The sequence below is a fragment of the Nocardiopsis changdeensis genome (genome assembly GCF_018316655.1).
In the GTDB taxonomy this organism is placed as follows: domain Bacteria; phylum Actinomycetota; class Actinomycetes; order Streptosporangiales; family Streptosporangiaceae; genus Nocardiopsis; species Nocardiopsis changdeensis.
On record NZ_CP074133.1, the window covers coordinates 4348320 to 4369641 of the forward strand.

The 21322-nt window shown below is 75.6% G+C and carries 22 protein-coding genes; 18 read left to right on the top strand and 4 right to left on the bottom strand.

Annotated elements, in window-relative coordinates; all coding sequences use genetic code 11:
• The first annotated feature begins 18 nt into the window (after positions 1-18).
• From KGD84_RS20020 to KGD84_RS20060, 9 genes are all read left to right on the top strand, one after another.
• Positions 19-1107 carry a zinc-dependent alcohol dehydrogenase family protein gene (locus KGD84_RS20020; protein WP_255646685.1) on the top strand — a complete coding sequence of 363 codons (1089 nt, stop codon included), beginning with the start codon at positions 19-21 and terminating at the stop codon, positions 1105-1107.
• A complete protein-coding gene (locus tag KGD84_RS20025) occupies positions 1104-2312 on the top strand; it encodes a DUF4380 domain-containing protein (protein ID WP_220561935.1) in 1209 nt (402 codons plus the stop codon). The genes KGD84_RS20020 and KGD84_RS20025 overlap by 4 nt, the downstream gene beginning before the upstream one ends.
• A gap of 71 nt (positions 2313-2383) precedes the next feature.
• Positions 2384-3139, top strand: a complete 756-nt coding sequence (locus tag KGD84_RS20030) for an SDR family NAD(P)-dependent oxidoreductase (protein WP_220565865.1) — start codon at positions 2384-2386, stop codon at positions 3137-3139.
• Positions 3140-3161: 22 nt separating this feature from the next.
• A complete protein-coding gene (locus tag KGD84_RS20035; protein WP_220561936.1) occupies positions 3162-3893 on the top strand; it encodes a FadR/GntR family transcriptional regulator in 732 nt (243 codons plus the stop codon).
• The gene (gene dgoD / locus KGD84_RS20040; RefSeq protein ID WP_220561937.1) at positions 3890-5035 is read left to right on the top strand and encodes a galactonate dehydratase; all 1146 of its coding nucleotides are present in this window, start codon (positions 3890-3892) and stop codon (positions 5033-5035) included. The genes KGD84_RS20035 and dgoD overlap by 4 nt, the downstream gene beginning before the upstream one ends.
• 14 nt (positions 5036-5049) lie before the next feature.
• On the top strand, positions 5050-5910 hold the full coding sequence (locus tag KGD84_RS20045) for an SMP-30/gluconolactonase/LRE family protein (RefSeq protein ID WP_220561938.1): 861 nt from the start codon (positions 5050-5052) through the stop codon (positions 5908-5910).
• The gene (locus tag KGD84_RS20050) at positions 5907-6887 is read left to right on the top strand and encodes a sugar kinase (RefSeq protein WP_220561939.1); all 981 of its coding nucleotides are present in this window, start codon (positions 5907-5909) and stop codon (positions 6885-6887) included. Before KGD84_RS20045 ends, KGD84_RS20050 begins: the two co-directional genes overlap by 4 nt.
• Positions 6880-7476 (top strand): bifunctional 4-hydroxy-2-oxoglutarate aldolase/2-dehydro-3-deoxy-phosphogluconate aldolase, encoded by a 597-nt coding sequence (locus KGD84_RS20055; protein WP_220561940.1) that lies wholly within the window; start codon positions 6880-6882, stop codon positions 7474-7476. Before KGD84_RS20050 ends, KGD84_RS20055 begins: the two co-directional genes overlap by 8 nt.
• Before the next feature lie 115 nt (positions 7477-7591).
• On the top strand, positions 7592-8770 hold the full coding sequence (locus tag KGD84_RS20060; RefSeq protein WP_220561941.1) for a saccharopine dehydrogenase family protein: 1179 nt from the start codon (positions 7592-7594) through the stop codon (positions 8768-8770).
• A 9-nt stretch (positions 8771-8779) separates the two neighbouring features.
• On the opposite strand, the gene KGD84_RS20065 is transcribed toward KGD84_RS20060, so the two are convergent.
• Positions 8780-9616, bottom strand: coding sequence for a sulfite exporter TauE/SafE family protein (locus KGD84_RS20065; RefSeq protein WP_220561942.1), 837 nt, complete (start codon positions 9614-9616; stop codon positions 8780-8782).
• A 65-nt stretch (positions 9617-9681) separates the two neighbouring features.
• Between KGD84_RS20065 and KGD84_RS20070 the strand changes: the two genes are divergently transcribed.
• Positions 9682-10461 carry an AraC family transcriptional regulator gene (locus KGD84_RS20070; RefSeq protein WP_220561943.1) on the top strand — a complete coding sequence of 260 codons (780 nt, stop codon included), beginning with the start codon at positions 9682-9684 and terminating at the stop codon, positions 10459-10461.
• Positions 10462-10569: 108 nt separating this feature from the next.
• Here the strand turns inward: KGD84_RS20070 and KGD84_RS20075 are convergent, their stop codons facing one another.
• Positions 10570-11241 carry a GntR family transcriptional regulator gene (locus tag KGD84_RS20075; protein WP_220561944.1) on the bottom strand — a complete coding sequence of 224 codons (672 nt, stop codon included), beginning with the start codon at positions 11239-11241 and terminating at the stop codon, positions 10570-10572.
• Between the two features lie 102 nt (positions 11242-11343).
• On the opposite strand from KGD84_RS20075, the gene KGD84_RS20080 reads away from it, so the two are divergent.
• From KGD84_RS20080 to KGD84_RS20110, 7 genes are all read left to right on the top strand, one after another.
• Positions 11344-12102, top strand: a complete 759-nt coding sequence (locus tag KGD84_RS20080) for an HpcH/HpaI aldolase family protein (protein ID WP_220561945.1) — start codon at positions 11344-11346, stop codon at positions 12100-12102.
• Entirely contained in the window at positions 12102-12899 is a 798-nt protein-coding gene (locus tag KGD84_RS20085) for a carbon-nitrogen hydrolase family protein (RefSeq protein ID WP_220561946.1), read from the top strand. Before KGD84_RS20080 ends, KGD84_RS20085 begins: the two co-directional genes overlap by 1 nt.
• Before the next feature lie 4 nt (positions 12900-12903).
• Positions 12904-14019 (top strand): C4-dicarboxylate TRAP transporter substrate-binding protein, encoded by a 1116-nt coding sequence (locus KGD84_RS20090; protein ID WP_220561947.1) that lies wholly within the window; start codon positions 12904-12906, stop codon positions 14017-14019.
• Entirely contained in the window at positions 14016-14627 is a 612-nt protein-coding gene (locus tag KGD84_RS20095) for a TRAP transporter small permease subunit (RefSeq protein WP_220561948.1), read from the top strand. The genes KGD84_RS20090 and KGD84_RS20095 overlap by 4 nt, the downstream gene beginning before the upstream one ends.
• Complete coding sequence (locus tag KGD84_RS20100; RefSeq protein ID WP_220561949.1) at positions 14624-16042, top strand: TRAP transporter large permease; 1419 nt, start codon at positions 14624-14626, stop codon at positions 16040-16042. The genes KGD84_RS20095 and KGD84_RS20100 overlap by 4 nt, the downstream gene beginning before the upstream one ends.
• A gap of 32 nt (positions 16043-16074) precedes the next feature.
• Positions 16075-16722 carry an RraA family protein gene (locus KGD84_RS20105; RefSeq protein WP_220561950.1) on the top strand — a complete coding sequence of 216 codons (648 nt, stop codon included), beginning with the start codon at positions 16075-16077 and terminating at the stop codon, positions 16720-16722.
• 132 nt (positions 16723-16854) lie between these two features.
• Entirely contained in the window at positions 16855-17490 is a 636-nt protein-coding gene (locus KGD84_RS20110; protein WP_220561951.1) for a histidine phosphatase family protein, read from the top strand.
• A gap of 78 nt (positions 17491-17568) precedes the next feature.
• On the opposite strand, the gene aroQ is transcribed toward KGD84_RS20110, so the two are convergent.
• Positions 17569-18042, bottom strand: a complete 474-nt coding sequence (aroQ, locus tag KGD84_RS20115; protein WP_220561952.1) for a type II 3-dehydroquinate dehydratase — start codon at positions 18040-18042, stop codon at positions 17569-17571.
• A 139-nt stretch (positions 18043-18181) separates the two neighbouring features.
• Here aroQ and KGD84_RS20120 point away from each other — a divergent pair, with 139 nt between their 5' ends.
• Positions 18182-19990, top strand: coding sequence for an acyl-CoA dehydrogenase (locus KGD84_RS20120; RefSeq protein WP_220561953.1), 1809 nt, complete (start codon positions 18182-18184; stop codon positions 19988-19990).
• Positions 19991-20005: 15 nt separating this feature from the next.
• On the opposite strand, the gene KGD84_RS20125 is transcribed toward KGD84_RS20120, so the two are convergent.
• Positions 20006-21166 (bottom strand): MFS transporter, encoded by a 1161-nt coding sequence (locus KGD84_RS20125; protein WP_260697145.1) that lies wholly within the window; start codon positions 21164-21166, stop codon positions 20006-20008.
• Positions 21167-21322 lie beyond the last annotated feature (156 nt).

Here is a 21322-nt window from a genome sequence, read left to right on the forward strand (position 1 = left end):
CGAACGGGGGGAACAACAGTGAACACGAAGGACTCCGGTCCCCTGCCCGCCACCATGCGCGGGGTGCGCCTGCCCGGCGACTCCACCGCGGTCGTGGACACCCTGCCCGTGCCCGAGCCCGGACCGGGCCAGGTACTGCTCAGGGTCGGCGCCTCGGGCATCTGCGGCAGCGACATCGGCTACATCTACCGCGAGCACAAGACGCACCGCGGCATCGACGGCCCCGCCTACCGGGGCGTCGTGGCGGGCCACGAGCCCTCGGGCACGGTCGTCAGGACCGGCCCCGGGTGCCGCCGGTTCGGCACCGGCGACCGGGTCATCGTCTACCACATCGCGGGCTGCGGGCTGTGCGACAACTGCCGCCGCGGCTACATGATCAGCTGCACCGACCCGGGCCGGGCCTCCTACGGCTGGCAGCGCGACGGCGGCCACGCCGAGTACCTGCTGGCGGAGGAGTCGACCCTGGTTCCTCTGCCCGACGAGCTGTCCTTCGTGGACGGCGCGCTCATCGCCTGCGGGTTCGGCACCGCCTACGAGGGCCTGCGGCGCATCGGCGTCAACGGCGACGGCGACCTCCTGGTCGTGGGCCTGGGCCCGGTCGGGCTGGCCGCGGGCATGATCGGCCGCGGCATGGGCGCCGCCCGCGTCATCGGGGTGGAGCCCGCCGACAGGCGCCGGGAGTGGGCCCGGTCCCTGGACGTCTTCGACGCCGTGGCCTCCCCGGAGGAGGCGGCCGAGGAGATCGGCCGGGTCACCGCCGGGCGGGGCGCGGCCACCGCCATCGACTGCTCCGGCTCCCGCGCGGGCCGCTCGCTCGCCCTGGAGGGGGCGGCCGAGTGGGGCCGGGTGTCCCTGGTGGGCGAGGGCGGCACCCTGGAGACCGAGGTGTCGGACACCCTGCTGCACAAGCAGCTCACCCTGTACGCGTCGTGGGTGACCTCGCTGCCCGCCATGGCCGAGCTGTCGGTCAACCTGGTCCGCTGGGGCCTGTCCCCCGAGCGGGTGGTCTCGGACCGCTTCGAGCTCTCCGAGGCGGACGCCGCCTACCGGCTGGCCGCGGGCGAGAGTCGGGGCAAGGTGTGCCTGGTCAACGGTGAGGCCGCGTGAGCGGCGTCGGGGTCCGCCGCGAGGGCGCGGGGGCGCACGAGCGGATCGTCCTGGACAACGGGGCGGTCCGGCTGACGGCCGCCCCCGGCCTGGGCGGGCGCCTGCTGTCGGTGCGCTTCGGGGGCCGCGAGCACCTGTACCGCAACCCGCGCCTGCTGGACGCGGACCTGCGGCCCGTGGAGGGCGTGGAGCTCGGCCCGGTGGACGGGCCGATGAGCGTGTGGAACAACGTGGGCGGGGACAAGACCTGGCCCGCGCCCCAGGGGTGGGACGGGCCCGGCCAGTGGGCCGGTCCCCCCGACCCCGTCCTGGACTCGGGCGCCTACACGGCCGAGACCGTCACCGCCCCCGACGGCTCCGCCGTGCTCACCCTGACCAGCGGGGACGACCCGCGGTCGGGGCTGCGCCTGCGCCGCCGCATCACCCTGGAGCCCGGCACCGCCGGGTTCCGGCTGGACCTGGAGGCGGCCAACACCTCCGGCACCGCCCGCCGGTGGGCGCTGTGGAACGTCACGCAGATCGACGGCTCCGGCGCCGGCCCGGACGCGGGCGGCGTGTTCGTGGGGGTGGGCGGGCCGGGCCCGCACACCGTCCCGCTCGTGGCTGGCAACGGCAACCCGGAGGTCCTGGGGCACGCCCCCGGCGTCCTGCGGGTCCCCGCCCAGGACGTGGTGGGCAAGGTCGGCTTCCCCACGGCGACCGGGTGGCTGGCCCACGTGGGCGCCGCGGGCACCCTGACCCAGCGCTTCGCCGTGCACGGGGAGGCCGAGTACCCCGACTCCGGGTCGCGCGCCGAGGTGTGGCTGGAGGCGCCGGTGGAGCGGCCGCTGGAGCACCTGGGCGGGCTGTGCCCGGTCGACCGGGTGACCGAGGTCGAGGCGCTGGGCCCCCTCACCGACCTGGCGCCGGGCGCCGCCACGGCCCTGACCATCGCCTTCGGCCTCGGCACGGGCACGGGGCCCGTCGCCGGGGTGACCCCGGACGGCTTCTGGGGGGAAGTGCCCCACTGGGCCGGGCCGGGGACCTCGCCCGCCCGCCTGGCCGGGACGTTCACGGCCCTGCGGGCCGGCTCCCTCGTGCACCGGGCGTCCGGCACCGAGCTCGCGCGGGCCCTGCCCGGCGAGCCCGTCCGGTTCGACGCCCCGGTCCCCGGGGCCGGGGCGGACACCCCGACCGACGTGGACTTCGCCCCGGAGCAGCGGTGACCGGACCGGCGCCCCGGGGGGACCGGCGCCCGCCGGGCGCACCCACCGACCGACCAGGAAACGGAGTGAGCATGACGGACGGCAGGCACACGGGGGCGACCGCCGTGGTGACCGGTGCGGCGCAGGGCATCGGGGAGGCCACCGCGGCCCGCCTGGCCGCCGAGGGCGCCTCGGTGGTGCTGACCGACCTGTCCCCCGCCGTGGAGGAGGCCGCCGAGCGCATCCGCGCCCGCGGCGGCCGGGCCCTCGCGCTGCGGGCCGACGTGGCCGACGAGGCCTCCTGGACCCGGGTCGTGGACCGGGCCCGCGCCGCCTTCGGGCCGGTGGGGGTCCTGGTCTCCAACGCGTACACCTTCGAGCAGGCGCCCGCCCACGAGACCTCGCTCGCCTCCTGGGAGCGCCAGCTCTCGGTCAACCTCACCGGCGCGTTCCTGGGGGTGCGCGCCTGCCTGGAGGACCTGTCCGCGTGCGGCGGCAGCGTCGTCATCACCTCCTCGGTGCACGCCTGGTTCGGCCTCCCGGGGCGTCCGGCCTACGCCACCACCAAGGGCGGGCTCACCGCCCTGACCCGCCAGCTGGCGGTGGAGTACGGGCCGCGCGTGCGCGTCAACTGCGTGCTGCCCGGCCCCGTGCTCACCGCCGCCTGGGAGGGGGTGGGCGAGGAGGACCGTCGTGCCAGCGTCGAGCAGACCGCGGCGGGCCGCTTCGGCGACCCCGGCGAGGTCGCCTCCGTCATCTCCTTCCTCGCCTCCGCGGAGGCCTCCTACGTCACCGGCGCGAGCCTGCCGGTCGACGGAGGGTGGAGTATCTACAAGGCGTCGTCGTAAGGCGCCCGGAACGGAGGATGTGATGGCGGCCTACTCGGGGCGCGGTGTGCACGGCCAGACGGTGCGGTTGCTGGGGGAGCGCGTGCTCTCCGGCCGGATCGGCGAGGGGGAGACGATCGACCTGGCCGCGCTCAGCGACGAGCTCGACCTGAGCCTCACCGCGATCCGCGAGGCGATCAAGGTCCTGGCGGCCAAGGGCCTGGTGGGCTCTCGGCAGAAGAAGGGGACGTTCGTGCGCCCCCGCGGCGACTGGAACCTGCTCGACCCGGACGTGGTCCGGTGGCAGATCGCCGCGGGGGCCGGCGACGTCTTCTTCCGCGACCTGGCCGAGCTGCGCGACGCGCTGGAGCCCGCCGCCGCCCGGCTCGCCGCCGTGCGCCGCACCGACGCCGACACCGCCGAGCTGCGGGCCGCCCTGGAGGAGATGGCCCTGACCGCCGACGGCCCGGCCGAGGAGGCCGTCAGCGCCGACCTGCGCTGGCACCGCGCCCTGCTGGCCGCGACGCACAACGAGCTGTTCACCCGCACCGACGTCTTCTTCGCCGCGGGGCTGTCCGAGCGCGACCGCCTGGTGCACGGGGGCGCCCACAAGGACCCGGTGCCCAGCCACGGCGCCGTCACCGACGCCGTGGCCGCCGGGGACCCCGCCGCGGCCGAGGCCGCCATGCGCTCCCTGCTCGCCCAGGCCCGGGAGGACCTGCTCCGCGTCACCGAGGACGACGCGCACGAAGACGATCTGGAGAGACCGCAGTGAAGATCACCCGTATCGAGACCTTCCTGGTCCCGCCCCGGTGGCTGATGTGCCGGGTGGAGACCGACGAGGGGGTCGTCGGCTGGGGCGAACCCGTGGTGGAGGGGCGGGCCGAGACCGTGCGGGCCGCCGTCGGGGAGCTGTCCGACCTCCTGCTGGGCCAGGACCCCCGCCCCATCGAGCACCACTGGCAGCGCCTCACCAAGGCGGCGTTCTACCGCGGCGGCCCGGTGCTCTCCAGCGCCGTCGCGGGGCTGGACCAGGCGCTGTGGGACATCGCGGGCAAGAGCCTGGGCGTCCCCGTGCACCGGCTGCTGGGCGGCCCGGTCCGCGACAGGGTCCGCGTGTACGGCTGGGTCGGCGGGGACGACCCGGCCGAGCTGGCCGACGCCGTCGCCGAGCGCGTGGAGTCGGGGCTGACCGCCGTCAAGATGAACGCGGCCGGGATCGTGGGCCGCTCCGCCACAGTCCGGGAGATCGACGGCATCGTCGAGCGGCTGGCCGGGGTGCGCGAGGTGCTGGGCCCGGACCGGGACGTGGCCGTGGACTTCCACGGCCGGTTCAACGCCGCCACCGCCCGCCGCGTCCTGCCCCTGCTGGAGCCGCTGCGCCCGATGTTCGCCGAGGAGCCGGTGCTGCCCGAGTACGGGCACCTGCTCGCCGACGTGGTGCGCAGCAGCCCGGTGCCGATCGCCACCGGCGAGCGGCTGTTCGGCCGGAGCGAGTTCCTGCCCGCGCTCCAGGCGGGCATCGCGGTCGCCCAGCCCGACCTCTCCCACGCGGGCGGGATCTCCGAGGTGCGCCGGATCGCCTCCCTGGCCGAGACCTACGACGCGCTGCTGGCCCCGCACTGCCCGCTGGGGCCGCTGGCCCTGGCCGCCAGCCTTCAGGTCGCCTTCGCCACGCCCAACTTCCTCATCCAGGAGCAGAGCATGGGCATCCACTACAACCGGGACGCCGAACTGCTCGACTACGTCCTGGACGCCGGCGTCTTCGCGTTCCCGGACGGGCACATCCACCGCACCGAGGCCCCCGGCCTGGGCGTGGAGGTGGACGAGGACGCCGTGCGGCGGGCGGACCGCACCGGCCACCGGTGGCGTCCCCCGGTGTGGAGCCACGCCGACGGCTCCTTCGCGGAATGGTGAGGGGGGCGGAGCACATGACGGTCGAACCGTGGAGCGCGGACCGCTTCGAACTGGGCGAGGGGCTGCGCCTGCACGGCCCCGACCTGCTGATGGTGGACATCCTCACCGGCCGGCTCCTGCGGCTGGACCCCCGGGAGCCCGGACCCGCCGGGACGGTCGCCGCCCTGGACGTCCCGCTGGGCGCGGTGGCGCCCGTCCGGGACCGGCCGGGCGCGTACGTCGCTGCGGCGGGCACCGGCGTGGCGCTGCTGTCCGGGGGCCGCGTGGCACAGTGGCTGGCCCGCCCCGAGGACGGCGCGGCCACCCCGATGCGGATGAACGACGGCTGCTGTGACCCGCACGGCCGGTTCTGGGCCGGGTCGATGGCCTACGACGGCACCGCCGGCGCCGGGTCGCTCTACCGCGCCGACCCCGGCGGCCGGGTCACCCGGGTCCTGGAGGGCTACACCGTGCCCAACGGGCCCGCGTTCACCCCCGACGGGACCCGCATGTACCTGGCCGACAGCGCCGCGGGCCGCATCGACGCCTACGACGTGTCCGCGGACGGCGAGCCCGGACCGCGTACGGTCTTCGCCCGTACGGACCACGGGAGCCCGGACGGGATGCAGGTCGACGCCGAGGGGCACCTGTGGGTCGCGGTGTGGGGCGCCGGGCGGGTCCACCGCTACGACCCCGACGGGGCCCTGGAGCGCGTGGTCGAGCTGCCCGCCTCCCAGCCCACGAGCGTGTGCGTCGTCGAGGCCCCCGAGCCGAGGCTGTTCGTCACCTCCGCCTCGACCGGCCTCGCCCGCCCCGGCCCCGGCGACGGCGCCGTCTTCTCGGTCCCCGCCGACGTCCCCGCACCGCCGGCCCGCGCTTTCGGAGGGAACCCGTGACACCGCAGATCACCTGTGTCGGTGAGACCATGCTGCTGCTCACCGCGGCCGAGCCGCTCCCCCTGGACCGGTCCCCGCTGCTGTCCATGGGCGTCGCGGGCGCCGAGTCCAACGTCGCGTGCGGCCTGGCCGCCCTCGGGCACCGCGCCGCCTGGCTGGGCGGGGTGGGCGACGACCCCTTCGGGCGGATCGTCGTGGAGGGCCTGCGGGAGCGGGGCGTCGACGTGTCCGGCGTGCGGGTCGACCCCGACCGCCCCACGGGCCTGTTCGCCAAGGACGCGGCGCCGACGGGGAGCACCGTCCACTACTACCGGGCCGGGTCGGCCGGGTCGGCGCTCGGCCCGGAGGACGCCGGGCACCCGCTGGTGCGGGCCGCGGGGGCGGTGCACCTGTCGGGGGTGACCCCGGCGCTCTCCCCGGGGTGCGACGCCCTCGCCGAGAGCCTGCTGTCCGACCCCGCGCTGACGGTGAGCTTCGACGTGAACCACCGGCCGCGGCTGTGGGGCCCCGGCGAGGCGGCCCCCCGCCTCCTGGCCCTGGCCCGCCTCGCCGACACCATCTTCGTCGGCCGGGACGAGGCCGAGGCGCTGTGGGGCACCCCCACCGCCCGCGACGTGCGCGACCTGCTGCCCGAACCGCCCCGGCTGGTGGTCAAGGACGCGGGGAACGGCGCCACCGAATTCGAGGGCGACCGCGAGGTGTACGTGCCGGCGCCGCCGGTGGAGGTGGTCGAGCCGGTCGGCGCGGGCGACGCGTTCGCCGCCGGGTACCTGGCGGGGGGCCTGCGGGGCCTCGACGCCCGGGGGCGCCTGCGCCTGGGGCACCTGTGCGCCGGGCGCGTCCTGCGGGTGGCGGGCGACCTGGCCGCCCCTCCCCCGGCACGGCTGGTGGACGAACTCTTGGCGGTCCCCGACGAGCGGTGGACCGAGCGCGCTGCGGCGGCCGCGGCCGCCGCGGGAGGAGGAGCAGATGAGTGACGAGGGCCTGGACGGCCTGTTCGAGGGGCACCGCGTGCTGGCGATCCTGCGGGGCATGCCGGTGGAGACCACGGTCGCGCTGGCCCGGCGGGCGTGGGAGCTGGGGGTCACCGCGATCGAGGTGCCCGCGCGCGACGAGGCCGGCCTGGAGGCGCTGCGCGCGACCGTCCGGGCCGGGGCCGAACTCGGCCACCCCGTGGGGGCCGGCACGGTGATCACCCCCGACCAGGTGCGCGCCGTGGCCCGCGCCGGGGCCGCGTTCACCGTCGCGCCGGGCTTCGACGCCGAGGTCATGGCCGCGTCGGAGGGGTCGGGCATGCCCCACCTGCCCGGCGTGGCCACGCCGACCGACGTGCAGGGCGTGCTGCGGGCGGGAGGGCGCTGGGTGAAGGCCTTCCCCGCGACGGCGCTGGGCACCGAGTGGTTCCGCGCCATGCGCGGGCCCTTCCCCGACGTGCGGATCGTGGCCACCGGCGGTATGGACGCGCACAACGCGCGGGAGTACCTCGGCGCCGGAGCGCGCATGGTGGCGGTCGGCTCCGCCCTGTCCGACCCCGAGCAGATCCCGCTCCTGGCCGGACTCGTCTGAGCCGGGCCCCGGGCCCGCCGGGCGCCGCCGCACGGGTTCGGGCGGGCCGGTGCGGCGGGCCCGGGCGCCCGCTGCCAGACTGGGCGGCGCAGCCGACCGATCCCGGGGAGTCACGGTGGAACGCGACCACGACCTCGTCCTGTTCGGCGCGACCGGGTACACCGGCGCGCTGACCGCCGGATACCTGTCCGCGCACCTGCCCGCCCGGACGCGGTGGGCGCTGGCCGGGCGCGACCGGGACAGGCTCGCCGCGCTGCGCGAGCGCCTGGCCGCGCAGGCCCCCGGGACCCCGCCGCCCGACCTGCTGGTGGCCGACGCGAACGACGCGGGATCCGTGCGCGCCATGGCCGCGTCGGCGCGGGCGGTCGTCTCCACCGTCGGCCCCTACTCCGTCCACGGCGCGCCCCTGGTCGCGGCCTGCGCCGCGGAGGGCACCGACTACCTGGACCTGTGCGGGGAGCCGGAGTTCGTCGACCGCATGTACGTCGAGCACCACGCCGCCGCCGTGGAGAGCGGGGCGCGGATCGTGCACGCCTGCGGGTTCGACTCCGTCCCGCACGACCTGGGCGCCCTGTTCACCGTGCAGCGGCTGCCCGAGGGCGTGCCGCTGCACGTCGAGGGGTTCGTGCGGGCCAAGGGCACCCCGTCCGGGGGGACCCTCCATTCGCTGCTGGGCGCGTTCGCCGACCCCGGCCGCACCCTGGCGGCGGCCCGGGAGCGGCGCCTGCAGGAGGAGCCGCCCGCCGGGCGGCGGGTGCGCGTGGACCGGCGGGGCGTGCCGCGCACCCGCCTGGCCCGGGGGTGGACGCTGCCGATGCCGTCCCTGGACCCACAGGTGGTGGTGCGGTCGGCGGCCGCGTCGGAGCGGTACGGGCCGGACTTCTCCTACGGGCACTACGCGGCGTTCCTGCGCCCGGCCAGTGCGGCCGCGGCGGTCGCGGGCGTGGGCGGGCTGCTCGCGGCGGCGCGGGTGCCCCCGCTGCGCGAGCGGCTGCTGGCGCTGCGCGCCCCCGGCGAGGGCCCCACCCCCGAGCAGCTGGCCGCGGGCTGGTTCACGGTGCACTTCGCGGGCCGGGGCGGCGGGCACCGGGTGTACACGCGGGTGTCGGGTCCCGAGCCCGGGTACGCGGGGACCTCGGTCATGCTCGCGGAGTCGGCGCTGTGCCTGCTGTACGACGACCTGCCCGCGACCTGCGGCCAGGTGACCCCGGCGACGGCCATGGGCGACGCCCTGATCGGGCGGCTGCGGGCCGCCGGGTTCGGGTTCGAGGTGCTGGACGCCGCCGGGGGCTGAGGGCCCGCCTCAGACCAGGAGCACGGCCACCAGGGCGAGCACGAGCAGGACCACGAAGGCGACGGCGTGCACGCGGTCCGGGACCCGGCCCACGTGGCGGCGGGCCACCGCGATGGCGGGCAGCGAACCGGCCAGCAGCAGCCCCGCGGCGACCAGGTCGACCGACCCGGCGTACCCGGCCCCCGCCCCGCCGCTGCCCAGCAGCACGTAGACCGCGGTCCCGGCCAGGGCGACGGGCAGGCTGAGCGGGTTGGCCATGGCGGTGGCCTCCAGCATGGGCAGCCCGCGGCGGCGCAGCAGCGGGACGGTCATGACGCTGCCGCCCACCCCCAGGAAGCCGGTCACCGCGCCGATGCCCGCCCCGACCACCGGGGTGGACGCGCGGCCGGGGGTCCGCGGCGCCTCCCCCGCGGGGCGGGCGAGGAAACCCCTGCGCAGCAGGCTGTCGGCGATGGTCACCACCAGGTAGGCGATGAAGAGCACGTGCTGGACCTCGCCCCCGGCCAGCGTGGCGGCCCACGCCCCGGCCGCGCTGCCCAGGCCGATGTAGGCGGCCAGCGGCCACAGGTGTTCGCGGCGCAGCCGCCCGGCCCGGTACTGGGCCCAGGTGGCGACCGAGGAGTTGACGACCATGACGGCAGTGGAGGTCGCCACGGCCACGGCCATGGCGTCCGCCTCCGGGCCGCCCCGGGCCGCCGTGACGGCGTAGACGACCGGGACGGTCACGAAGCCGCCGCCGAAACCGAAGGCCACGGTGGTGAGGCCGCTCAGGCAGCCCAGGGCCAGGAGCAGGAGGAAGGAGGTGAGCACCCGCTCCACGGTACGGGCGGGGCGGGTGGCGCGCATTCGGTGAAGCGACAGGAACGATCGCCGAACGGACACGGCGGGCCGGACCGGTAGGGTCCGGTGCCGTGCGCAACATCCCCGTCTCCGAGGTGGAGGACATCGACCGGCCGGTCCTGGCGATCGGCACGGACTACCCGCCCGGGTTCGTGCTGGCCCGGCACCGGCACCGCCGGGCCCAGTTCCTGTACGGCGCCACCGGGGTGATGCGGGTGCGCACCGGGGACGGCGCGTGGACGGTGCCGCCGCAGCGCGCCGTGCTCGTCCCGGCCGGGACCGCCCACGAGGTGACGATGGAGGGCGTGAGCACCCGGAGCCTGTACCTGGAGCAGGCCGCGGTCCCCTGGTTCCCCGAGCGCTGCCAGGTGGTGGAGGTGTCGCCGCTGCTGCGCGCCCTGGTGTCGGAGGCGGTGGACATCGAGCCGCACTACGACGGGCGGGGGCGGGACGGGGCGCTGGTCGGGCTGCTGCTGCACGAGCTGCGGCGGCTGGTCCCGCTGCCGCTGGACCTGCCGCTGCCGGTCCACGAGGGGCTGCGGGCCCTGTGCGAGGAGTTCCTGGAGGCTCCCGACGTGCACGACCCGCCCGCGCGGTGGGCGGCGCGGCTGCACGTGGGCGAGCGGACGCTGCACCGGCTGTTCCGGGCCGAGACCGGCATGGGGTTCGCGCGGTGGCGGCGGCGCGCCTGTGTGCTGCGCTCGCTGCCCGCGCTGGACCGGGGCGAGCCCGTCGCCCGGGTGGCCGCGGACCTGGGGTACGGCAGCCCGGCGGCGTTCTCGGCGGCCTTCTCCGCCCTGCTGGGCGCGCCGCCCCGGGACTACCGGGCGGCCGGCCGCCCGGTCCCCTGAGCCGGGCCGTTCGCGGGCACGCCGCGGGGCCGTGTCGCGGGATCGGGCCGCGCGCCCGCGAGCTGCCGGGTGGGGTCCGGGGCGTGTCCCCCGCCGCGGGCGGGGCCGTCAGCCGGGGAAGGCCCGCACGACCTCGGGGACCTCGCGCAGGTGCGTGGCGAGGACGGCCACGGCAGCCTCGCCGTCGTGCTCGGCCAGCCGGTCGGCGATCATCCGGTGCTCGCGCTCGATGGTGTCCAGGCGCTCGGGGGCCTCGGTGATGGTCCGCACCGACAGGCGCACCTGCCGGGGGCGCATCGCCTCGTACATCTCGGCGAGGACGGCGTTGCCGCGGTGGCGGACGATCGAGCCGTGGAAGGCCTGGTCGAGGCGGGCCATCGTGTTCCAGTCGCGTTCGCGCCCGGCGGCCTCCATCGCCTCGATCAGCCCGCGGGCGTCGGCGGGGGCCCCGCGCCGGTGCCGGCAGATCTCCGTCGCGGCGTGCGACTCGATGACGAAACGGGCCTGGTAGATCTCCTTCATCTCGGTGGAGGTGACGACACGGACCTGCGCGCCGCGGCGCGGGACCAGCTCCACGAAGCTCTCGGCCTGAAGCCGGTGGAGGGCCTCGCGCACGGGAGTGCGCGAGGTGCCGACCTCGCCGGCCAGCGCCACCTCGTCGAGGAACTGCCCCTCGGCGTACCTTCCCGAAAGGATGGCCTCGCCGATCCATTCGTAGGCGCGTTCGCGCGCGGAACGCCTTACGGTGCCGGGGTTTCCGCTGTTCGCTTGTTCTTCCACCTTCCCACCCTACCTTTGCACTCGGTGGATGCACCATGTATACATGTTGTCCACAGCACAGGATTTCATGCTGTGGATCACAGTCGTTCGGCAAGGAGCAGTGTGAGCGCGCAAGGAGACAAGAGGCACGCCGTCTGGTTGACGGAGCCCTCGACGGCGGCCGTGGAGATGGCCCACCTGGCCGGATTCGGCACCGTCGTCCTCGACATCGAGCACGGCCTGTTCGACCTGGCGGCCCTGGACTCCCTCATCCCGTTCATCCGGGCCAAGGGCATGGACGTCATCGCCAAGGTCCTGGGGCCCGAGCGCGGCCCGATCCAGCAGGCCCTGGACTTCGGGGCGACCGCGGTGGCGATCCCCCACGTGGAGTCGGTGGAGCACGCCGCCCGGGTCTGCGGGTACGCCAAGTTTCCCCCTCTGGGGGACCGCTCCTTCGCAGGTGGGAGGACCTCCGGCTACCGTGGCTTCACCGACGAGTGGGTGACGCGGCAGGACCGGGGGACGCGCTGCTACCCGATGATCGAGGACGCCTCGGCGTTCGCCGACATCGAGGCCATCCTGGAGCTGCCCGTCGTCGACGGCATCTTCATCGGCCCCTCCGACCTCTCCCTGCGCCGCGACCGCGGCGCCTACGGGGTCACCGAGGCCGACCTGGACGACCTGCGGCACCTGGCCCGGGCCGCCCGCGCCGCCGGGAAGCCCTGGGTCCTGCCCGCCTGGAGCCCGGCGGAGCAGCGCCTGGCCGTGGAGGAGGGGGCCGCGACCATCGTGACCACCATGCAGTACGGCGCCATGTTCGCCGGATTCACCGGGGCGATCGACGCCCTGCGCACCATCGAGAACGACCTGAGGAGCCGTTGATGACCCTGAACGTCGCCGTCGCCCAGTTCGCCCCCACCGAGGACAAGGGCGCGAACCTGGCCGAGATCGAACGCCTCCTGCGCGAGGCCGCCGCCCGCGGCGCACGCCTGGTCGTCCTCCCCGAGTACGCGGTGTACACCGCCCCCGCCATGGACGACCGCTTCGTCGACAGCGCCGAGCCCCTGGACGGCCCCACCGTGTCCCGGCTCCGGAAGCTGACCGCCGAACTCGGCGTCTTCGCCATCGCCGGCGTCAACGAGACCGCCGGGCGGGGCCGCATCCACAACACCCTCGTCGCCCTGGGCGAGGGCGAGGTCCGCGCCGTCTACCGCAAGGTGCACCTCTACGACGCCTTCGGCTACAAGGAGTCCGACCGCGTCCTGGCCGCCGACCCGGCCGCGCCCGAGCTGCTGGAGGTCGACGGGTTCACGGTGGGCATGCAGACCTGCTACGACCTGCGCTTCCCGGAGACCACCCGGACCCTGGTGGACGCCGGCGCGGACGTCGTCGCCCTGCCCGCCGAGTGGGTCCCCGGCCCGCTCAAGGAGTACCACTGGAACACCCTGCTGCGCGCCCGGGCGATCGAGAACACCGTCTACGTCCTCGCCGCCGACCAGAGCGGCCCGACCGGCTCGGGCAACAGCGCGGTCGTGGACCCCATGGGCATCGCCCTGGCCTCGCTCGGCGAGGCCCCCGGCGTCGGGACGGCCGTCCTGGAGCGGTCGCGCCTCGACGCGGTCCGCAAGGCCAACCCCGCCCTGTCCCTGCGGCGCTACCGCGTGACACCAGCGAAGTGACGCCATGAAGGCATTCGGATCCCACACCCCGAACAGGGTCCGGCGGCGGCTCCGGTGGGCCGCCGCCGGCGCGGCCCTGGCGCTCACCGCGACCGCGTGCTCCGGCACCCCCGGCACCGACGGCACCTACGTCCTGCACTACACGACGTACTCCAACTCCACCTCCGACCAGTCCCGCGCCATCCAGCGGTGGGCCGAGGAGGTCGAGGAGGCGACCGGCGGCGGCGTCACCGTCCGCTTCCACTACTCGCAGAGCCTGGTGGGCGCGGACGAGTCGGTGCAGGCCACCCTGGACGGCCGCGCCGACATGGCCCAGGTCGGCTCCATCTACGCAGCCTCGGACCTGTCCATGTTCACCGTCATCGAGCTCCCGTTCGAGACCAAGAACCCCGAGGTGCAGATGACCGCCATCGAGCGCCTCTACGAGGAGAACGAGGTCTACCGGGAGGACTTCGACCGCCAGGGCGTGCGCCTGCTCTTCCCCCTGCCGCTGGGCATCGCCGCGGTGGGGCTCCAGGAGGAGGCGGACGACCTGGACGACCTGCGCGGCCGGAGCGTCCGGGCGGGCGGCCTGACCTCCGAGGTCATGCTCGCCGCCGGGGCCAACCCGGTCGCCATGACGGCCAACGACATCTACGAGTCCATGTCCCGGGGCGTGGTGGACGGCTACACCTCGCTGGCCATCGCCAACCTGCCCACCTTCGGCCTGTCCACGAGCACCCCGTACGTCATGGACCCCGGGATCGGGGCGTACTCGTCCTCGATCGTGGTCATCAACGAGGAGCTCTTCCAGTCCATGCCGCAGGAGTACCGCGACGCCCTGACGGAGGCCTCCTCCTGGGGGATCTCCCACGGCCTGGAGGAGATGGACGCCCTGGGCGGGACCGCCTGCACGGAGCTGAAGGAGTCCGGGGCGCGGTTCTCCTCGCTGCCCGAGGACCAGGTGGCCGAGCTGCGCGACGAGGTGGACGCCGCCGAGACCTGGGTCGCCCGCTACGAGGAGCGCGGCTACGACGCCCGGTCGGTCCTGGACGACTACCGGCGGATCATCGCCGAGGAGACCGCGTCCTCCGACTACGCCGACCCGCTGATCGCCTGCATGGAAGGGGAGGACGCATGAACCGGCTCCGTCCGCCGCGGCCCCTCACCGCCGTGTCGACCGCCCTCGGCCTCGCCGCGGGCCTGCTGCTGCTCGCCCTGATGCTGCTGACCGTGGCCGACGTGGTGAGCCGCAACGCCCTGGGCCGTTCGATCCTGGGCACCGTCGACATCTCCACGCTGCTCCTGGTGATGGTCGCCTTTCTGGGACTGGCCGCCGCCGAGATCGACGGCAGGCACGTCTCCGTGGGCCTGATCGAGGCGCGCCTGGGCGAGCGCACCCGGACGGTCCTGTCGGGCCTGCGCGCCCTCCTGCTGCTGGTCATCGGCGGGCTGATGGTCTGGGGCCTGGCCGAGGTGCTGTTCAGCGCCGTCGACCGCAGCGAGACCACCAACGACATCCTGCGCCTGGCGACCTGGCCGGCCAAGCTCGTCCTCTTCGTGTCCTTCCTGCTGTTCTTCGCGGCGGCCGTCTGGCGGGAGGTGCTCGAACTCCGGGCCCGCCTGTCCGGCGAGGCCTCCGGGGACGCGGTGGCGGACCTGGTCGAGGCGGCGGGCGTCCCCGAGGCCGCGGACACCGCCCCGGAACCGGTGTCCGCGGCCCGCCACGACGAGGAGGTCGGACGATGACCGGAGGAACGCTCCTGATCCTGCTCGCGGTGGTCGCGGTCTTCCTGGGACTGCTCGCGATCAGGCTCCACGTCGGGCTCTCGCTCATGCTGGCGGGCCTGCTCGGCATCGTGCTCATGCGCAGCACCGACGCCGCGGTCAGCACGGTGGCCAACCAGCCCTACTCCACGGCCGCCGACTACTCGCTGACCATCATCCCGCTGTTCATCCTCATGGGCGTGTTCGCCGTGCACGCCCGGCTCGCCCAGGCGGGGTTCGACCTCGCCTCCCGGGTGCTGCGCCGCCTGCCGGGCGGCACCGCGCTGGCGTCGCTGTCCGGGTCGGGGCTCTTCGCCGCCGTCACGGGCTCCAGCGTCGCCACCGTGGCCACCATGGCGCGGGTGTCCACCGACGCCATCGTCAAGGCCGGGCACGGCCTGCGCCTGGCCGCGGGCGTCGTCTGCGCCGGGGGCACGCTCGGCGTGCTCATCCCGCCGTCGATCGTGCTGGTGCTGTACGGCGTGGTGACCGAGGAGAACATCGGGCAGCTGCTGCTGGCGGGCATCGGCCCGGGCCTGCTGACGATCCTCGTCTACGCGGTCACCATCATGCTGCTCGTCGCGGTCGGCAAGCGCCGCCGGGCAGCGCGCGCCGCGGAACGCGAGAAGGTCGGGGCCGCGGCGCCCGGCTCCGCGGGCTCCCCCGCGGCGGCCGCGGACGGCCCGGACACGGACGCCGCGCCCGCGACCGGCCCCGAGGGGAACCGCCCCCCGCCCCTGGACCTGGTCGGCTTCGGCTTCCTGGTGGTCATCTTCGCCGTGTCCATCGGCACGATCTACCTGGGCGTGGCCACCGCCACCGAGGCCGCCTCGTTCGGCGCCGTGTCGGCGTTCGTCATCCTGCTCCTGCGCACCCGCCCGCCCCGGTGGATGCGCGTGGTGAAGGAGTCGGTGACCGAGGCCGTCGGGCTGACCGCCATGACGTTCCTGCTCATGGTCGGCGCCGGGGTGTTCACCTACTTCCTCGCCCTGTCCGGGGCGAGCACCGCGGTGGTGAACGCGGTCCTGGCCGCGGACCTGCCCCCCTACCTGGTCCTGGTGCTGTGCCTGCTGGTGCTGCTGCCGCTGGGCATGTTCCTCGACGGGATCTCCATGATCCTCATCGCGGGGCCGCTGCTGCACCCGATCCTGGTCGGCTACGGGTTCGACGGCATCTGGCTGGGCGTGCTCATCGTGAAGGTGGCCGAGATGGCGCTCATCACGCCGCCGGTCGGCATGAACGCCTTCGTGTACTCCGGCGCCGTGCCCGAGGCCGGGCTGGGGCGGATCTTCCGCGGCATCGTGCCCTTCATCGTCGCCGACGTCGTCGTCGTGGCCATCCTCATCCTCGTCCCCGAGATCACCACCTTCATCCCCTACCTCTCCAGCGCGCAGTAGGCACGCGCCCCACCGACCGGAAAGGACCCGACTTGTTCACCGTCAACGACATGCCGCGGCAGATCGACGCGTCCATCGTCTCCGAGCTGTCCCAGGTGTGCGTCTCCACCCTCGGCCACCTGCGCGACCACGGCTTCGCCCTGGGGCTGACGCCCAACCGGCGCCCGCTGAAGTTCGTCGGCACGGCCGTCACGGTGCGCATCCCGCACCTGGACTCCACGGCCGTCCACATGGCCGCGGACATGCTGCGGCCCGGCGACGTGCTCGTCGTCGACCAGTCCGGCGACCTCGCGCGGTCGTGCTTCGGCGGCCTGGTGTCCTACACCGCCAAGGCCCGCGGCGCGGTCGGCGCGGTCATCGACGGCTCGGTCAACGACCACGACGAGACCCTCGCCTACGACCTGCCCGTCCTCTCCCGCGGCTACAGCCCCCTGACCACCCGCATCGCCGGGATCGAGGGTGCGATCAACGTCCCCGTGAGCATCGCCGGCGCGGTCGTGCGCCCGGGGGACGTGGTGTTCGCCGACTCCGACGGCGTGGCGTTCCTGGCGCCGGAGGAGGCGGTGGGCCTGGGCGCCCTGCTCAAGGCCAAGGAGGACGCCGAGATCCCGGCGCGGGAGTCCATCTCCGCGGGTGGGTCCATCGCCGAGTTCTCCGGGGCCGCCGCGTACCGGCCCTGACGGACGCCCCGTGGAGGGGCCGGGGACCGCCGGTCCCCGGCCCCTCCGCGTTCCCGCCCTCGGTGCGCCCCGGCCCGCCCCCGGCCCGCCCCCGGGCGCCGCGGCCGCGGGCCGCACTCGTACTCTGGGGCGATGCCGAGCATCTACCTCATCCGCCACGGCAAGGCATCGCCGGAGGCGGAGGACTACGACGAGCTGAGTCCCACCGGATACGAGCAGGCGCGGCTGCTGGGCGCCGAGCTCGAGCGACGCGGGCTGCGCCCGGGCCCCGTCTTCTCGGGGTCGCTGCGCAGGCAGCGCCAGACCGCGGCGACCGCCCTGGCCGAGGCCGGGATCGACGCCGTGCCGACGGTCGACGAGCGCTGGAACGAGTACGACCACCTGGGGCTGCTGGCCCGGCACCCCGTCGCCGAGGGCACCCTCCAGGAGCGGTTGGACGCCGGGCTGTCGGCGTGGATGGCCGCCGGGGGCGACGGGCCGGGCAGCTGGGAGGCGTTCCGCGGCGGGGTGCGGGCGGCGCTGGAGGACACGGTCGCCGGACTGGGCCGGGGCGAGACGGCCCTGGTGTTCACGTCGGCGGGGGTGGTCGCGGCGGTGTGCGCGGCGCTGCTGCGGACCCCGGCGCACGGGTTCCTGGAGCTGAACCGGATCGTGGTGAACGGGTCGCTCACCAAGGTGGTGCACGGGCGCGGCGGCACCCGGCTGCTGTCGTTCAACGACCACGCGCACCTGGAGCGGGCCGGGGCGGCGCTGACGACCTTCCGCTGAGGCGGGTGTGCCGCGCGTCCGTGCGCCCCATGGAAACCGACCGGTCGGTACCGGAGGGCGCGCGGACGCGCGCGGGCCTCAGCCCAGGGTGCCGCGTTCGGCCGCCCGGCCCAGGACCGCGCGCAGCGCCAGCTCGTAGCCGGGCACCCCGCAGCCGGCGATGTACCCGGCGGCCACCGGGGCGGTGACCGAGGTGTGCCGGAACCCCTCGCGGGCGTACACGTTGGAGATGTGCACCTCCACCACGGGCGCCTCGATGGCGTCGACGGCGTCGCGCAGGGCGATGCTGTAGTGGGCGTACGCGCCGGGGTTCATGACCACGCCGGCCCAGCCGCGGGCGGCGTGCAGCCGGTCGACCATCTCCCCCTCGCCGTTGCTCTGCGCGCAGACCACCTCCACGCCCAGCTCCCTGCCGAGCGCGGCGACCCGGGCCTCGACCTCGGCGAGGGTGGTGGTGCCGTACTGGCCGGGGTCGCGGGTGCCGAGCAGGTTGAGGTTGGGCCCGTTGAGCAGCAGGACGGTGCGGGACGGGTCGGCGGCGGGAGTGGACACGGGGCTCCTTGTCGAAGGCGGTCGGACGTGCACGCCCAGCGTAGGACCCCGGGCTCCCCGGCGGCCCCGGCCGCCCGGCGGGTTCCCCGAACGGATACCATACCGACCAGTCGGTCAATCACTCCGAGGAGGCGACCCCGTGGCGTCCACCCTGCTGTCCGCGCGCGACCTGCGATTCCTGCTCTACGAATGGCTCGACGCCGAGTCCCTCACCCGGCGCCCCCACTACGCCGACCACTCCCGCGAGACCCTCGACGGCGCCCTGGAGCTGGCCGAACGCGTCGCCACCGACCACTTCGCCCCGCACAACAAGGCCAACGACGCCAACGAGCCGCGCTTCGACGGCGAACGCGTCCACGTGATCCCCGAGGTCAAGAAGGCCCTGGAGGTCCTGGCCGAGACCGGCCTCAACGCGCTCGGCCTGCCCGCCTCCGTGGGCGGCGGGCAGATCCCCCACGTGGTGGCCAGCGCGTGCAGCGCCTGGTTCCAGGCCGCCAACCTGGGCTCCTCCGCCTACCCCTTCCTCACCGTCGGCAACGCCCGGCTGCTGCTCGCCCACGGCACCCCCGAGCAGGTCGACACCTACGTGCGGCCCATGGTGGAGGGCCGGTTCACCGGCACCATGTGCCTGTCCGAGCCGCAGGCCGGCAGCTCCCTGGCCGACATCACCACCCGCGCGCAGGACGCCGGGGACGGCACGTACCGGCTGTTCGGCAACAAGATGTGGATCTCGGCGGGCGACCACGAGCTCACCGAGAACATCGTCCACCTGGTGCTGGCCAAGATCCCCGGCGGCCCGCCCGGGGTCAAGGGCATCTCGCTGTTCATCGTGCCCAAGTACCTGGTGAACGCCGACGGGTCGGTCGGCGAGCGCAACGACGTCGTCCCCGCCGGCCTCAACCACAAAATGGGCTACCGCGGCACCGTCAACGCGCTGCTCAACTTCGGCGAGGGCGCGCACACCCCCGGCGGGGAGCCCGGCGCGGTCGGCTACCTGGTCGGGGAGCCGCACCAGGGGCTGCGCTACATGTTCCACATGATGAACGGCGCCCGGATCGGGGTGGGGGCGGGCGCCGCCGCCGTCGGCTACACCGGGTACCTGAAGTCGCTGGCCTACGCCCGCGAGCGCCTCCAGGGCCGCCCGCTGGGCGACAAGGACCCGGCGAACCCGCCGGTGCCGATCATCGAGCACACCGACGTGCGGCGGATGCTGCTGGCGCAGAAGAGCTACGTGGAGGGGGCGATGGCCCTGGTCCTGTACTGCGCCCGGCTGGTCGACGAGGCCGCCACCGCCGACGGCGCCGCGGACCGCGAGCGGGCCGACGCCCTGCTGGACGTGCTCACCCCCCTCGTCAAGAGCTGGCCCTCGCAGTGGTGCCTGGAGGCCAACAGCCTGGCGATCCAGGTGCACGGCGGCTACGGGTACACGCGCGAGTACGACGTGGAGCAGCACTACCGGGACAACCGACTCAACGCGATCCACGAGGGCACCCACGGGATCCAGGCCCTGGACCTGCTGGGCCGCAAGGCGGTGCAGGGCGGCGGGGCCGGGCTGGGGCTGCTGGTGGAGACCGCGCGCGCCACCTCCGCCCGGGCCCGCGGCCTGGGCGGGGACGAGGCGGAGTTCGCCGGGCTGCTGGACGCCGCCCTGGACCGGGTCGTGCGGACCACGGCGGAGGCCTGGGCGAACGGCGACCCGGCGGAGGCGCTGGCCAACGCCACCCCCTACATGGAGGCCGTCGGGCACGTGGTGGTGGCGTGGATGTGGCTGGAGCAGCTGGTGGCCGCGCACGGCAGGAGCGACGCCCCGGGCGAGGCGTTCTACACGGGCAAGCGGGCGGCGGCCGCGTACTTCTTCCGGCACGAGCTGCCGCGCACCGGGCCGCGGTTCGACCTGGTGTCCTCCCGCGACCGCACCGTCCTGGACACGCCGGCCGACGCCCTCTGACCCGGGCCCCGGCCCTCACCCGCGATCACCCGCCGCCACGGCGGCGGGTGACCCGGCGGGGGCGACGAGGGCGCCCAGCAGCGCGACGGCCCCCAGGGCGAAGAACACCGGCGCGTAGCCTCCCGCGGCCCCGGCGGCGAGCGCGCACACCCCCGGCGCGAGCGCGGCGGCGAGCGCGATCGGGGTGTGCATGATGCTGTTGAGCGTGGTGTAGTGCTCAGGGCCCCACCGGTCGGCGATCGCCGTGGCCTGCACCAGCGTGAGCAGGCCGCGCCCGGCGCCCACCGCGAGCGCCGCCGCGAACAGCGCGGCCGGGGCGGCGCCCGCCAGGGCGAGCACCGCCGTGAGCACGGCCCCCGACGCGCAGACCAGCAGCACCGCCACCGCCCGCGTCCCCGGACGGCTGCGGAGCTCCCAGGGGGCGTAGACGAGGCGGCCCAGCACCTGGCCGATACCGGTGGCGCCCAGGACCCAGGCCGCCTCGGCGGTGCCGAACCCGTGCTCCCGCAGGAACGGGACGAGGTCGACGACCACCGCGTGGACGGTGAAGGCGCCCAGTGCCAGGGCCGCGGTCAGCGCCCAGAACGCCCGACCGGCCATCACCCCGCGCACGGCCCGGCGGCCGGACTCCGGATCGCCGTGGGGCGTCCACTCCGCGCGCAGCGCCCACAGGTGCAGGGGCGCCACGACCAGGGCGACGAGGGCCGCCAGGGCCAGGAGGGCGGCGCGCCAGCCGAGGTGGGCCTCCAGCAGCGCGGCGAGCGGCGCGAACACCGTCCCGGCGAACCCCCCGACCAGGGTCAGGGTGGTGACCGCGCGGACCCGGGCCGACCGGTACCAGTGGGTGAGGGCGGCGAACGCGGTCGGGTAGAAGAGCCCGGCGGCGGCGAGCCCCGCCGCCTGCCAGGCCGCCGCGAACACCCACAGCGACGGCGCCAGGGCGCAGGCGGCCAGCGCCGCCGCGCCCAGGACCGCGGCGGCGGTCATCACCGGCCGGGGGCCGCGCAGGCGCAGCCAGCGGCCGACCAGCGGGGCGGCCAGGGCCGCCAGCACCTGGGAGCCGGAGAAGAGCGCGGTGAGGACGATGAGGGACCAGCCGGTGCCGAGGAGACCGCGGGGGCCAGCACGGGGAAGGCGTAGAACAGCGCGCCCTGGCTGACGGTGACGGTGACGCACAGGGCGGGCAGCGCCCGCCGCGCCCCCGGCACCGGCCCGGGGCCGCGGCGTCGGCGGGCGCGTCCGCCCCGCGGGCGGACGCGGGACCACCGGGGTCCGGCCGGACGCGCGGGGTGCGCGGCGTGCGCGGGCGGGCGGGTCGGGCGGGTCCTCCCC